Consider the following 14,107-nt stretch of genomic DNA (forward strand, 5'->3'; position numbering starts at 1 on the left):
TGTGTCTTATTAATGTTTGCAATTAAAAACCCGCGTTTAAACCCACAGAAAGGATACGTGGAATAGGGTATCCTGTGAAATCACGTCCCTGGTTCAGGCCGTTCAAGCCTGCAAGCCCGGCTTCGGGGTTCATACCCGGATATTTGGTGAAAATGAAAGCATTTTGCGCACTCACATAAGCGCGCAGGTTTCTAAAATACTTGAGCTTTTTAACCGGGACGGTATAGCCTAAGGTGATATTTTTTACAGCAAGGTAAGTAGCTTTAAATACCTGACGGCTGGTGAAATTACGGAAGTCTTCGGTAGTGCCGGTTCTTGTACGGGGATAGATACCATCACCAGGATCTTCCGGCGATCTCCAACGGTTTGCCACACCTTTACGCACGTTAAATACACCGTCGAGGTTTTCGGTAGATTGGAAAGCATCGTCCGCGATATCGTTACCAACCGAACCGGCCATAACAATACTAAGATCAACGTTTTTATAACTAAAGCTGTTGGTGATACCATATGTAAATGTAGGGTTCGGGTTGCCGATAAAAGTACGGTCGTAGCTGTCAATTTTCCCGTCGGGCTTACCATCCGGACCACTTACATCTTTAAAACGGGCAGTACCAACCATAGCAGTGGCATCGTGCGGTTGGGTATCAAACTCCTGCTGTGTCATGTACACGCCAGTGTTGATATAGCCGTAAAACAAGCCTATCGGGTGGCCAACGGCAGTCCGGTTATCGTCCCAATATTCACCGTAGCCGCCAATCGGCGCATCGTTAGTTCCTAACTTCTTCACCAAATTCCTGTCGAACGAGATATTGAAGCCTGTATTCCATTTAAAATCGCCAACCAGGTTTTTTGAGTTAATGGTAAACTCATGTCCCCAGAAATCAAACCTGCCGATATTGGATGTAATGGTTGAGAAACCCGATTGTACCGGGATATCGATGCCATACAACAAGCCGTCAGTCTTTTTCCAGTAATAGTCATAAGTAAAGGCAATGCGGCTATTAAAAAGCTCCAGGTCCAAACCGGCATCATAACTAACGGTAGTTTCCCAGGTGAGATTGTTGTTCCCGATACCGTTCAGCGCCTTGCCGGGCGTTACACTGTTGCCAAAAACATAGTTATTGCTGTTTACATTAGCTAAGTAGCTGTAATCGCCAATGTTGTAGTTACCCGTTTTACCGGCGCTCACCCTGAATTTCAGGAAGCTGATAGGTTTAACTTTCTTTAAGAAATCCTCTTCCGAAGCAACCCAGCCAACTGAGCCCGAAGGAAAATTACCGTATTTGGTGTTAGCCCCAAAGCGCGATGAACCGTCACGCCTGAAGTTTAACGAGATCAGGTATTTACTGTCGAAGTTATAGTTCAATCGACCAAAAAGGGAAATTAATGCCGACTGGCTGGCATCCGCGTTGCCGATACGGGTAGTAGCAGCGTTTATCCATTGAATGTTATCATCCGGAAACTGGCTGGCAGCAATAGAGCTATTCTCGGTAGAGTATTTTTGGTAACTGTAACCCGCCAGGAAATCAATATGATGTTTGTTAAATGCCTTCTGGTAGTTTAAGGTATTTTCGCTAAGCCAGGTTAAAAAATTGCTGGTATTGTAACTACCGCTCGCAGGTTGTGGTGGCGCGCTGCCTAAACCGCCCTGCGCTGTTGAAGGTGTAAACTGGCGGTTAACCGTATTATCGGTATTAACGTTGATGGTAGTTTTGAATTTAAGGCCATCTATCAATTTAACTTCAGCAAAACCATTAGCCAGTACCCTTGCAGCCTTTGTTTTATTGGTGATTTGCGTTAACACCAAATAATAGTTAGGATTTGGGAACATGCCCGGTTGCGAAAATGATACTGGGTAGCTGCCGTCGGCATTTTTATATTTAACCGTTGGATCCATTAAAAAGGCATTTTCAATGATATTACGACCGTTATCTAACCCAGGCACCACCTGGTTGTTACCATAAGATAACTCCAGATTGACGCCAAGCGTAAGCCTGTCCGATGCATTGTAGATATTGTTTGATCTTGCCGTAAAGCGCTCATCATAGGAGTTGAGCATTACCCCCTCCTGCTTGTTATAGTTTAAGTTTACCGCGGTTTTCAAATCTTTGGTACCCGAACTGAAAGCGAGGTTATAATTTTGCGATACCGCATTGCGCAGCAACACATCAAACCAGTTGGTGCCCGCGTTTCCTGCATATTGTTCAGGGTTTTGATATACAGATGGCACGCCGCCGGTATAACCTTCATAGCGGGCTTTATCCTCGTAAAACTCCTTTTTGAATTGAGCAAATTCCTGCGCGTTCATCAAATCGGGTTTACCGCGATCAGGTACAGATTGTACACCAGTGTAAGCGCTGAAATCAAGCGTTTTAATACCGGCTTTACCCTGCTTGGTTGTTACCAAAACAACGCCGTTAGCAGCGCGTGAGCCGTATAGTGATGAAGCGGAAGCATCCTTCAATACAGAGATAGATTCGATCTCATCAGGGCTTAAAGTTTGCAAGCCGCTTTGCGACGGGAAACCATCGATAACGATAAGCGGGTTGTTACCGGCATTGATAGATGCCGCCCCCCTGATCCTGAAGGTCATTTCAGCACCCGGCGTTCCGGAGTTTTGGTTAATCTGTACACCGGCGAGTTTACCCTGTAGTTTCTGCCCGATATTGGCTACCGGCATATCCTTTACCTCTTTTGTGTTGATTGAGCTAACAGCGCCGGTAATTTCGCGCCGGGCTTGGGTACCGTAGCTCACTACAACAACTTCCTTTAGTCCCTGCGAAATGGATGCCAAGCGTACATCTAAAACAGCACCAGCCGGAACCGTTAATTGCTGCTCTTTATAGCCGATATACCTAAATATCAATACGCCGCCAACCGGCGCGTTGATCCTGAATTTACCGTTAACATCGGTTTGCGCACCGGTTGAAGTGCCTTTTAACATAACAGAAACGCCCACTACCGGCTCGGAGCTAAGGGAATCTTTTACAGTACCGGTTACTGCTACCTGCGCACCGGCATTAAAAGGAAGGTACATCAGCAGCCCGATGATGACTGCCAGCATGTGCTTCCAGGGGTCAAAAAGTAGAATTTTTCTTTTCATAAAATTTACATGAATTGGTTAATGATGGATAGAATAAGGCATAGCACAGCCAGGCCAGTTTGAATTAGCTTTTTTTTCCGCCTTAGGCAATTGTTATTTAATGCTTCAGGACTTTTGAATTAAGAAAACGAATAATCGGCAGGCCGCTAAGGGCTTTGCGATTGGCTGCAGACTTTGGGTATAAAACGTTTTACCAAACAATCGAAAATTCGGCTGTCTGTAATAGTCTGTACCCGGTCAATAATGTTTACTTTCATAGAGCAGGGTGGTTAAAGATGATAGCAACCATTTACAGAATAGTTATCAAAATTCGTATCTGGCTGGTTGGCTTATAATTGTAACATCAAAAGTATTTCATAGATCAAAAATCGAAATACACATTCCGCACTTTAATTTGTACTTTTTGATATTTTTTACTTGTGTTTTTTGGCAGGCCGAAAAGTAAAAGCGATATATCAAAAAGTACAAAAAATAGGCGCTCTTGTGCTAACTGTCAAATTTTCATTTGAAATACTTTTGAAACCGTAAACCATAAAATACAAGACCTAAATGAAAAATGAGCTTTCGCAACAACAGGTTGCGCAATACCGCCATGACGGTTTCCTGGTGATAGAAGATTTTTTAAGTACCGATGAACTTTCCCTTTGGCGGGAGGCATTGGATGCGGCGGTTGCCAAAAGAAACGGCAATAAAATGCCCGACAGAAAAGAAGTATATGGCAAAGGCGACGATGCCGACAAAGCCTATTACGATAACGTTTTTGACCAGCTGATAAACCTGTGGCAGGATAATGAGGGCATAAAACAGATCATGCTTGATGAGCGCCTTGGTAAAATGGCAGCCCAACTGGCAGATATTGATGGTATCAGGATCTGGCATGATCAGGCCCTGATCAAAAAGCCATGGGCCAACCCTACATCATGGCATTTGGATACCCCCTACTGGTCATTCAGCGACCGGCGGGCTTTATCTATCTGGGTAGCTTTGGATGATGCTACTTACGAAAACGGTTGCCTGTTCTTCATTCCAGGCTCTTATCATCAAACTACATTTGAAAACCCGGGCATAGGCAAAAACATGGGCGCTATTTTCACCACCTACCCGGAGTTTAAAGGAAGCAAATCGGTAGCCGCGCCCATGAAAGCGGGCAGCTGCTCGTTTCATAACGGTCTTACCATACACGGCGCGCACGCTAATATGACACCCGGATACCGGCGCGCCATGACCTGCGCCTACATGCCCGACGGTAATACCTACAACGGCATACAAAATATTATAAGCGATGCGGATGTCGCCAACATAAAGGTTGGTGACCTGTTAAATAACGACAGGCTCAACCCTTTGATATATAGCCGTACAAAGTAACTTAGCCAATTAAAGCCACATATCCAGTTTTTACCTCATAAGCCAACCTATGTTCACCAAAAAGCCCATCACCCCATTGCTGCTGACGCTGCTTTTGCTTTTCTCATTTATAGGCAGCAAAGCCGATACCATTGCCGACGATAAAAGCATTTCCATCAGCACACCTAAAATTGCCATAAGGCTTGCTTATGGTGGTAAAGCGCAAATCACATCGCTGAGTGTAAACGGGCAAAAGGTGGTAAGCAATGCTGATGGTGTTTTTACATCCGTTAAGGTGGATGGAAAAGTTTATTCGAGCCTGCATTTAAACGCAAAGCCGGTGCTGCAGCAATCGGCAGGAAAGACAACGCTCAACGGCATCAAGTATGGTGATAAAGATTTAACCATTACCGAAAACTGGATCTTTACAAAAAAAGGCAGCGATATTACCTGGCAGGTAGAGCGGACTTTTTCCAAAGCAGCCAAAATTGAGGAGGCCGCTATGCCTGTCATCAATTTTGATAATATCAATACCTGGGAGGGTGCTTATCAGGGTTATGGCGGCCTGGCCTGGTTTTATTTGTTTAACGAGAAGCTTTGCACTTATGGTGTACATACCCGCTCAACCAATTTCTGGAACAGCAAAACGGGCAATGGGCTAAACATTACTGTTAATGCTCCGGGTAAAGCGGTTGCCATGAAATATACCCGTACTAATGATGATAAACTTGCTTATTCCGTAACGGTTTCGGATAAACAGATGATCCCCAAATCAGACAGCGGCACCAATCGCCGGTTATTTCTCCGGAAACGAACCGATGTATGGGCACCATTTCAGGCACCGGCCCTTAAAAACAACCAGAGCATAACCTTCAGCTATTTTGATTATAACGATAAATATGGCCGTGGTAAACTGGCAGGATTAAACGGCGCGCAGGTTAACGCCGTTTTAGGTACCATTGCCCGCATTGGCGTTATTGATTCCCTGCATTTTGGCGGCAACAGCTGGGCTACGCCTTACGGGCCGATATGCCTGCATGAACAATATATCGGGCAATTGGGCTTGGGTATTAATGATCCGGCTTATCTGAAAGGTTACGAAAGCTGTCTGGATTTTTACCGCGACCATGCTATTCAACCCGACGGAAGGGTTTATTCGCGCTGGGCTTACACCAATGAGGATGCTGCTCCGGGCCAGTTTAATAAAGATGGATTTTATGAAGCCCAATGGGGCATTCTGATGGACTCCAACCCGGACATTGTAACCAACGTAGCCGAGCTTTATAACATGACCGGAGATAAAGCATGGGTTAAAACGCATCAGGCATCCTGTGAAAAAGCCCTGGCCTGGATCATGAAGCGTGACGGCAACAACAATGGTTTGGTTGAAATGATGACCGATTCGCAAAATCAAAAGAAAAGCAGCGATTGGATTGATATCATCTGGGCATCCTACGAAAACGCTTTTGTAAACGCCAAACTTTATCACGCGCTTGTGGAATGGGCCGTTGTAGAACGCCAGCTCAACAACCCTGAAAAAGCCCGCTATTACGAAAACTTTGCAGCCAAGCTTAAAGCCAGCTTCAATAAACCAACAAGCGAGGGTGGCTTATGGGATGAGGAAAAACAATGCTATGTGCACTGGCGCGACAAGGACAACAGCATACATGGCCGCAATATGATTACCCCGGTTAATTTCATGGCAATAGCCTATGGCATCTGCGATGATAAAAACCGTACAAAATTGATTTTGGACAATATAGAAGCCCAGATGCAGCGCGAGAAACTGTTTTTCTGGCCTTTAGCCATGACCTCGTATGAACCTGCTGAAGGAAAAGAATACCAGTTCCCCTTCCCTGAATATGAAAATGGCGACTTGTTTTTATCATGGGGATCAGTGGCTGTTGCCGCTTATGCAAGCTATGATCCAACGTTGGCAGTTAAATATGTAAAAAACGTATTGGAGCAATACAGCAAAGATGGTCTCGCCTATCAACGCTATGGTCGTCAGAAACAGGATGGCCGGGGAGATGATATTTTATCGGGCAATAGTTTAAGCATAGTAGGTTTGTACCAGGCCATTTACGGTATAAACCCGCTTTATAACCGCTTTTATCTTGATCCACATATTACGCCCGAGCTGGCGGGTACCGAGCTCAAATATAATTACCAGGGACAGCGTTTAACCATCGGGCTTGATATTGACAGCTATACCGTATCAAACCATAAATTTAAGGTGATAAGTCCTAAAAGTTTTGGCTTTAACGCCACCGCAAATCAGTTATCTTATTTTAACGGAAATGAAGACAAGGCGGCTCTGACGGTAACCTCAAATAAGTCGCTAACAATCAAAATTAACAATTGGAGCGATGGCAAAATAGAATGGGTACAAAGCAAAAGCACATCTTCAGCGGCACCACTCACCTATCGCGTTAGCAAACTAAAACCCAATGAAGATTATACTGTGGCTGTAGCCGGAAAGATCATAGCGACGAAAAAAAGCGATACCAAGGGAGAACTTTCTTTTAACCGTATCGCTTCAGCAGCTTCTGAAAACATCAGTATCAGCCATGCAAATTAAGATCTTAAGTCCACTATGGGGGCATGAGCACCTGCCACTGAAAACTTTTTTGGACAAGATCAGGATTGCGGGCTATGATGGCGTAGATACCTGGATACCTACCGACAAGGCAGATCAGAGTATTTTGTATGATTACCTGCAAGAGCACCAATTGGCTATCGTAACGCATCAGCACGAGGCAGAAGGCAGTACATTCAAAAAATTCAGGGAATCATTTATCAAAAACCTGTACCAATGCGCTGAGCCTGGCCCTATCCTCATTAATTCGCATACAGGGCGGGACTATTTTTCAATCCGGGAAAACCTCGACTTGATCAACGCGGCACAGGAATTTTCTGCCAAAACAGGCATCACAGTGGCCCATGAAACCCATCGCGGTCGGTCGGGCTACTCACCACAGATGGCAGCCGAGTTATTTAGCCTGCAAGATGAGTTTGCCATCACTGCTGATTTTTCGCATTGGGTATGCGTTACCGAAAGTATGCTGCAAAATTTTGGCGGAATAATGGACGAGGCCATCAAACGCAGCCGTCATATTCATTCAAGAGTGGGTTTTGAAGAAGGGCCGCAAGTACCCGATCCAGCAGCGCCCGAATGGCAATACGCCCTTGATCATTTCCTGGGTTGGTGGGACAGGATAATAGCACACAATAAACTAATAGGTACGCCAATACTGCCCATAACAACCGAGTTTGGCCCACAACCCTACATGCCATCCATACCATTCAGTAACAAACCCGTTGCCGATCAGTTCGGTGTTAATTGCTTCATGAAAGATCTGCTACGAAAACGTTATTGTACTGCCTGAGCGTTTTTGCGAAATTCGGTAGGCGAAACGCCATTCTTCTTTTTAAACAAGCGCGAAAAATAGAACACCGATTCAAAGCCGGTTTGGTCGGCTATTTCGCTGGTATTTAGTACGGTGGTCATGAGCAGGCTTTTTGCCCGTTCCAGCCTGATGTTAAGATGGTACTGGTTCGGCGAAACGCCTGTTATACGCCGGAAAGCTTTACGAAATGATGAATACCCCATAGGCAAGGCCTTTGCCAGCTCTTCCATATCCAGCGTATCCTCAAATGATTCCTGTATGATGAACCTCGCCTTTGAGATCAACTTACCTACCGGATCATCATTATACTCATGGTGCTGAATGATATTGCTGATCAAGCCTAACAATTGTAAGGTCATGGCTGATATTTGCTGAGGATAGCCCGGTAATGATGAACGCACACTTTCAACCAAATTATGAAACAGCGCCAGGATATCCTTATTCAAACAGGAAGGCACAAGCGGGTTCTTCCTATCAAAAAAGCCATTGTTCATCAGCTGTTCCACATAAAAACCATTGAAGCCCACCCAAAACTCTTCCCAACCAGAGCCCGGATCGGGTTTGTACCGGTGCCATACGCCCGGGTACAGGAAAAAGCAAGTACCTTCAACAACTTCAGCCGGCTTGGTCAGCGCTGAACCATAAACGCCTTTACCTCTTGAAATGAATACGATATAATAATCATTAAGTATACGGCCCCGGTTCCAGGTTAGTTGATGGCTTTCGGGATGAACCTGGTTGGGGTAATTATCGTTAGGCTCAATTTTAGAATAACCTACCGTAGTTACATAAATCCCCCATCGCTCTTCAAGCTCACTTACGTTAAGATATTTAAAATAATTCTTCAACATTAGTACAGATTCACATTGGTTAGCGGTTCCTTTTGGTCAGCCTTGAGTTTTGACCAAAACGATAGCGATTTTATAAAAATACGAATAAGCCACATACCAAAACTCACAATTGTTTGCACTTTTTGATATTTTATAAAACCAAACCGGCCCGGAGTGATCATCTCCGGGCCGGTTAATTATTTACGCTACAGTAAATCTGTCGGCTTATTTTTTTACGTGTACAGGCTGGATACCTTCATGGGTAGGCGTCACCTGTTTAATCATCCCTTTATCGTCAAACTCCATTTTATCGATGCATACCTCGCGGTTATATCCGGCGGCATCGCCCATGGTAATGCCTTTAGGATAATTAAAGCGATGGTAAACGATATACCATTCATCAGTACCCGGTATTTGTATCACCGAATTATGACCGGTACCGTAAATGCCCTTGGCTGCATCTTTAGTAATCACGATGTTGTTTTCGGGAATTTCGATTGGGCCATAAGGCGATTTTGCAGTGCCATAATGTACGCTGTAATCCGGGCTACGGGTATCATTTTCAGACCACATGAAGTAGTAAGTCCCCTTACGATAAAATACATAAGTCCCCTCGTTATAATGCGAATAAGGTGTCAGGATTTTGGTAGTACCTTGTTTTAACGAAACCATATCGTCATTTAATTCGGCCACGGCCATATAGCCGTTGCCCCAGTACAAATAATTTTTGCCGGTTTGCGGATCGGAAAACACATCGGCGTCAATTTGCTGCCCGCCTTTAACACCTTCGGGCAATTGAGCCAATAATGGTTTGCCAGAATCAGTAAACGGCCCTGTAGGATCATTCGCGACAGCTACACCTATCTTTTGCGCGGCAGCGAAATAGTAGAAATATTTATACTCGCCTCCAACTTTTTTCTCGATGATGCAAGGTGCCCAGGCATTCTTTTTTGCCCAGCTTACATCTTTTGGCAAATCAAGGATCTTACCTTCATCTTTCCAGTTAACCATATCATCCGAAGAGAAAGCCTTGAAATAAGTGCCCGACCAGCCATCAAAACCATCGCTGGTTGGGTAGATGTAAAACTTACCTGTTTTCTCGGCATATAATATCTCTGGATCGGCGTAGTAACCGGCTATAGCTGTGTTATGGAGTTCCTGCGCGGTAACTTCAAAAACCTGCACCTTTTTACCAGTTATAGTTACCGAATATTTAACCGGCCCTTTGGTAAAATCCTGCGGTTTTGACGGACTAATAGTAACGCCGGGGAATAACGTAAACTGCGGATCAAATGATTTCAGATCGGTGCCAGGTTTCACTGGCAGATGAACCTTGTAATTTGCAGAATCAACCACGATATTGATAGTTTTTATCTGCTTGTTAACAGCCGAGAGCATCACATCTTCGGCGGTTTCCCATTTAGCGGTTAAGGCAGCGGCTTCTTTTGCAGTAATTGGCATTACGGTACCGTGACGAGGGTGGAAATTCATGGAAACCTCGTCATCAATCAGTTTAAAGTTTTCGAGGTCTGTGGTGCGGGTAAATTGGTATTTGCCCTGCGTGTACATATCGTACATCAAAATATAGCCAGTGCCGTTGTTTAATTTAAATGTACCGGCACCTTCTACCGGGTCTTTGGTTTGTTGTACATATTTATCACGCAATACATAACCCGATGTCAGTTTATCCGAAACGGCTATTTTTATACCGGCACCAGATCCTTCGGTTTTGAAAAACAGGTAATATTTCTTGTCTTTATAAACAATATCACCATCAATACAGGCTCCGCCATCAGGTTTGAAAAAGAGCTGTTTAGGCTCAGCTTCCAAACCTGTAAAATCCTTATTGGCATAAGCGTAATAAATTTTATCAGCCTCGTTCCCAAAACGCATAGACCAGTAGATCATGTATTTTTGGGTTTCGGGATCATAAATAGTTTGCGGGGCCCATACCCTGTTTACCCTGGCAAATTTTTCATAGGTTTTAGTAATATCAATTGACTTTGATGACCAGTGCACCAAATCGGTTGATTTTAATAACACCATCGAATAGTCTGGGCCCCAACCGTATTTTTCGGTGTTCATATCGGTAGCCACCATGTAAAAAGTTTTCCCATCAGCAGCGCGCATAATGTGCGGATCGCGCACGCCACCTGTAACGCTGATATAGGCCGAATTTAAAACAGGGTGATTATTATTCAACGCACGAAAGTGATAACCATCATTGCTCAAAGCAAAACGAATGGCTTCGCCGCTTTTATTACCTGTGAAATAAGTAAAGAGATAGGCACTGAATTTTTGCTGCGGCTGCGCGATTACCGCCGTATAAAAGCTGAATAAAACGCCCAGTAAAACTATTTTTTTCATGTATATATTGGTTGGATTTTTTAGATGATTATTTCTGCTTTCTTATTGTTCCGACACTTATCCTGACAACCGTTAGTGAATAAGCAGGCACCGTGAAAGCCCATTTCTTTTGCAATTTTATGGTTGATGATTGAGGAAGAACAGCCTGAGGATTATCGGCACTGTTTTTTGCCTCCGGGTTACCGGAAACTACAGTTAACGTAGCCGATTCGGGTAACTTACCAATTGCCGACAGATCAGCCTGCCCCGAAATTTGGGTGCTTCCAGCGTTAGCTATCTTCAGTATAATATCACCAGTAGCGCTGTCTTTTACAAATGAAGCTCCAGCAGTTGTATCAAGCGTAGCCTTTTCGCCTTTGAGCTTTATCATACCCGGCAAATACACATCGCCCGCGTTTGCGGCAAATTGCTGCTGAACATAGTAGTTTACCGTTGGGAAAACCTTGGTACCATTAAAATATATCAGGTTGGGATTCCATGATGTGTGACCAATTCTCGCTATTAGCGGCGCGTATGATGCCATCCTTACCACATCTCCATTGCGTTCTAAATGGGTCATGTATACAGCCTCGGCCAGGGCGTTATAAAGCGTATTGCCCCATGAAGCATATTCACCAATGTAAACTTTTGACCTTCGCCTGTTGTAGCTATCATAGCGGGCAGTATTTTTCAAAAACCACTGCGGCTTTTCATAGTAATGCTCGTCAACAATACCAACTGACAGTTGATAGGCCAGCTTCCAGCCTTTCTCAAAGTCTTCGCCGTTGGGGCTTGGGCCTACTGTACCAATGATCTTAATTTCGGGATGAGCCTTGTGAACCGCGTCATAGATCATCCGGAAACGTTCTTCAAATACACCGGTGATCTTATCTTCATTACCTATACCAAGATATTCTAAATTGAATGGAGCCGGGTGCCCCGCCGCGGCGCGTTTAGCGCCCCAGGTAGATGTGGCAGGCCCATTGGCGTATTCAATCAGGTCAAGCACATCCTGCACATAAGCTTTCATCTCATCCATCGGGATACCCTTTTGCCCTGTCGAGCCTATTCTCCAGGTACCGCCTGAATTTTGGCAACTCACACCCGCCGCAAGTACCGGCACCGACTTAGCGCCAATATCCTCACAGAACTGAAAATATTCAAAATACCCCAACCCTACCGACTGATGGTAATTCCAGATGTTACGTTGTTCTACCCGTTGCTCAACCGGACCGATGGTGTTTTTCCAGCGATAGATATTGGCAACGCCATCACCATGGGTAAGACAGCCGCCGGGGAAACGCATAAACTTTGGTTTTATATCGGCAATAACCTGTGCCAGATCTGCCCGCAACCCGTTCTTATGATTTTTAAAAGTTTCTTCGGGGAACAGGGACACCATATCAATCCCAACTTTCCCCTTCGCTTTAATTAACAGTACCAGTTTAGCACTGTCATTATCAAAATTTACGTGGATCTGCTCGGCATATTTTTTCCAGCCTTTATCTGCCGCTGTAAATGACGATGAACCCAACTCCTTTCCATTCTTATCCACAAGCGCAACCTTTACCGGTAATGATTCACCGGATATTACGTTCAGGAAAACCGAAAAATCGTAGTTTTTACCGGCTTTTACAGGTATGCCGTCAAAGCCGGAATTTTCAAGCCCCACGCCTTTTTGTCCTTCATCCTGAATATCAAGTAAGATATAGTGCGGGTTATTGGGATGGATTGGAGCAGCCGTTTCTACAGAAATAGTTCCATAACCAAAACCATCGGTCTGATACTTCCAGGCGGTCAGTGAGTTCCAGTCCCGGTTATCGGCAGGACTATATTCAAATGAGCGGTTTTGAATCAGTTCGGCATAAAGGCCACCATCAGCCGCATAGCTTAAATCTTCAAAAAAGATCCCAAAAAGGTCGGGGCTTATCTTTTTAGGTTTATTTTGAGCATTAGCCGCAAAACCAAACAATAACAAAGCGGTGAGAACGAAGCCGTAGCGCATAAATTTATATCTGGTTTAGTTAAACTTTTGAACACCTTTAGTACTCACTTTTTTGATATTTCCGTTTGAATCAAAATTCAAACTATCCAGGCAAAGCTGCCTTAATACAAAAGATTCCTTTTGAGGAAAAATGCGGTGATATAAAATATAGCGCTGCCCTTTTTCAATAAAAGTGGTGTGGTGACCGGGGCCAATCACAGTACTATCAGCAGAGGTGCTGAGTATGACCCGGTGTTCGTCTTCCTGAAACGGGCCAAGCGGACTGTTTCCTTTGGCATAACCAACCTGGTAACTGGCATCAATAGCTTTACCTTCCGAAAACATGAGGTAATAGGTTTTATTACGTTTCACCAAATGCGCACCTTCAAAAAAATGAGGTGTAGTAATATCCTTAGGGGCTCCATCAAACGAAACCATATCATCTTTCAGCTTTACAGCCATACAATGTCCGTTGATCCATTTATATCCCGAACCCCAGTAAAGATAAATACTGCCATCACTGTCAATAAAACAATCCGGATCGATGTTATGCACATTTGGATAGTCCGTTGATTTCACCATTGGGGTGTTATCTTTCTTCAGGTTTTTCCAGGGACCAAACGGTGTATTGCCTACCCCTCCCCATATTTCGCCACCTACGGCTACATACATATAAAACTTATTGTCTTTACCTTTTACTACTGATGGCGCCCAAACCATTTCATCGAGCGAAGTGGGGCTGGTGCAAGCTTCCTTTGTAGGCCAGTTGATATGATGACGTGTAAATTTAGTAAAGTCGGTAGTTTCCAATACGGCTAACTCTTTAGCACCCCAGGGATCAATGGTAGCGTAAATGAAATAATGGCCTTTATCTTTCACTATGGTTGGATCGGCAAAGTATCCTCCTGTTATCGGGTTCGGGATCATTTGCTTTTGAGCAAGCGCGGCCACACCAAGCAACATGAAGGTAAAAAAGAAAGATACACGCTTCATCATAATTAAAAGGTTAAAAAAGGAAACCCAATATTAAGTGTTATTTTAACAATTAACTAATTTTTAGCAGGATTTTATCCATTTATTTTGGAGA

General features: G+C 44.2%; 8 protein-coding genes. 3 read left to right on the top strand and 5 right to left on the bottom strand.

The features are described 5' to 3' along the window. Window positions 1-22: 22 nt before the first annotated feature. Window positions 23-3,106, bottom strand: coding sequence for a SusC/RagA family TonB-linked outer membrane protein (locus EAH55_RS19730; RefSeq protein WP_208644893.1), 3,084 nt, complete (start codon window positions 3,104-3,106; stop codon window positions 23-25). A gap of 549 nt (window positions 3,107-3,655) precedes the next feature. Here EAH55_RS19730 and EAH55_RS19735 point away from each other — a divergent pair. The 3 genes from EAH55_RS19735 to EAH55_RS19745 are packed head-to-tail and all read left to right on the top strand — an operon-like array spanning window position 3,656 to window position 7,839. Then, the gene (locus tag EAH55_RS19735) at window positions 3,656-4,471 is read left to right on the top strand and encodes a phytanoyl-CoA dioxygenase family protein (RefSeq protein ID WP_121811168.1); all 816 of its coding nucleotides are present in this window, start codon (window positions 3,656-3,658) and stop codon (window positions 4,469-4,471) included. Between the two features lie 49 nt (window positions 4,472-4,520). Beyond that, complete coding sequence (locus EAH55_RS19740) at window positions 4,521-7,031, top strand: alpha-L-rhamnosidase-related protein (protein WP_121811169.1); 2,511 nt, start codon at window positions 4,521-4,523, stop codon at window positions 7,029-7,031. Beyond that, window positions 7,021-7,839: a sugar phosphate isomerase/epimerase family protein gene (locus EAH55_RS19745; protein WP_121811170.1), complete on the top strand. Its 819-nt coding sequence runs from the start codon at window positions 7,021-7,023 to the stop codon at window positions 7,837-7,839. Before EAH55_RS19740 ends, EAH55_RS19745 begins: the two co-directional genes overlap by 11 nt. On the opposite strand, the gene EAH55_RS19750 is transcribed toward EAH55_RS19745, so the two are convergent. The 4 genes from EAH55_RS19750 to EAH55_RS19765 all read right to left on the bottom strand — a co-directional run bounded on the left by EAH55_RS19750 (window position 7,824) and on the right by EAH55_RS19765 (window position 14,016). Then, window positions 7,824-8,711: a helix-turn-helix domain-containing protein gene (locus tag EAH55_RS19750; protein WP_121811171.1), complete on the bottom strand. Its 888-nt coding sequence runs from the start codon at window positions 8,709-8,711 to the stop codon at window positions 7,824-7,826. The two genes, EAH55_RS19745 and EAH55_RS19750, sit on opposite strands and share 16 nt — an antisense overlap. A 204-nt stretch (window positions 8,712-8,915) precedes the next feature. Continuing rightward, the gene (locus EAH55_RS19755; RefSeq protein WP_121811172.1) at window positions 8,916-11,057 is read right to left on the bottom strand and encodes a family 43 glycosylhydrolase; all 2,142 of its coding nucleotides are present in this window, start codon (window positions 11,055-11,057) and stop codon (window positions 8,916-8,918) included. 28 nt (window positions 11,058-11,085) lie between these two features. Next, window positions 11,086-13,041, bottom strand: a complete 1,956-nt coding sequence (locus EAH55_RS19760; protein WP_121811173.1) for an alpha-L-arabinofuranosidase C-terminal domain-containing protein — start codon at window positions 13,039-13,041, stop codon at window positions 11,086-11,088. Window positions 13,042-13,056: 15 nt separating this feature from the next. Beyond that, the gene (locus EAH55_RS19765; protein ID WP_121811174.1) at window positions 13,057-14,016 is read right to left on the bottom strand and encodes a family 43 glycosylhydrolase; all 960 of its coding nucleotides are present in this window, start codon (window positions 14,014-14,016) and stop codon (window positions 13,057-13,059) included. Window positions 14,017-14,107 lie beyond the last annotated feature (91 nt).

It is taken from the genome of Mucilaginibacter kameinonensis (assembly GCF_003675385.1).
Lineage (GTDB): Bacteria > Bacteroidota > Bacteroidia > Sphingobacteriales > Sphingobacteriaceae > Mucilaginibacter > Mucilaginibacter kameinonensis.

Coding starts and splice junctions, on each gene's coding strand:
- EAH55_RS19745 (WP_121811170.1), top strand. CDS start 7,021: ATGCAAATTAAGATCTTAAGTCCACTATGGGGGCATGAGCACCTGCCA.
- EAH55_RS19740 (WP_121811169.1), top strand. CDS start 4,521: ATGTTCACCAAAAAGCCCATCACCCCATTGCTGCTGACGCTGCTTTTG.
- EAH55_RS19735 (WP_121811168.1), top strand. CDS start 3,656: ATGAAAAATGAGCTTTCGCAACAACAGGTTGCGCAATACCGCCATGAC.
- EAH55_RS19760 (WP_121811173.1), bottom strand. CDS start 13,041: ATGCGCTACGGCTTCGTTCTCACCGCTTTGTTATTGTTTGGTTTTGCG.
- EAH55_RS19755 (WP_121811172.1), bottom strand. CDS start 11,057: ATGAAAAAAATAGTTTTACTGGGCGTTTTATTCAGCTTTTATACGGCG.
- EAH55_RS19750 (WP_121811171.1), bottom strand. CDS start 8,711: ATGTTGAAGAATTATTTTAAATATCTTAACGTAAGTGAGCTTGAAGAG.
- EAH55_RS19730 (WP_208644893.1), bottom strand. CDS start 3,106: ATGAAAAGAAAAATTCTACTTTTTGACCCCTGGAAGCACATGCTGGCA.
- EAH55_RS19765 (WP_121811174.1), bottom strand. CDS start 14,016: ATGATGAAGCGTGTATCTTTCTTTTTTACCTTCATGTTGCTTGGTGTG.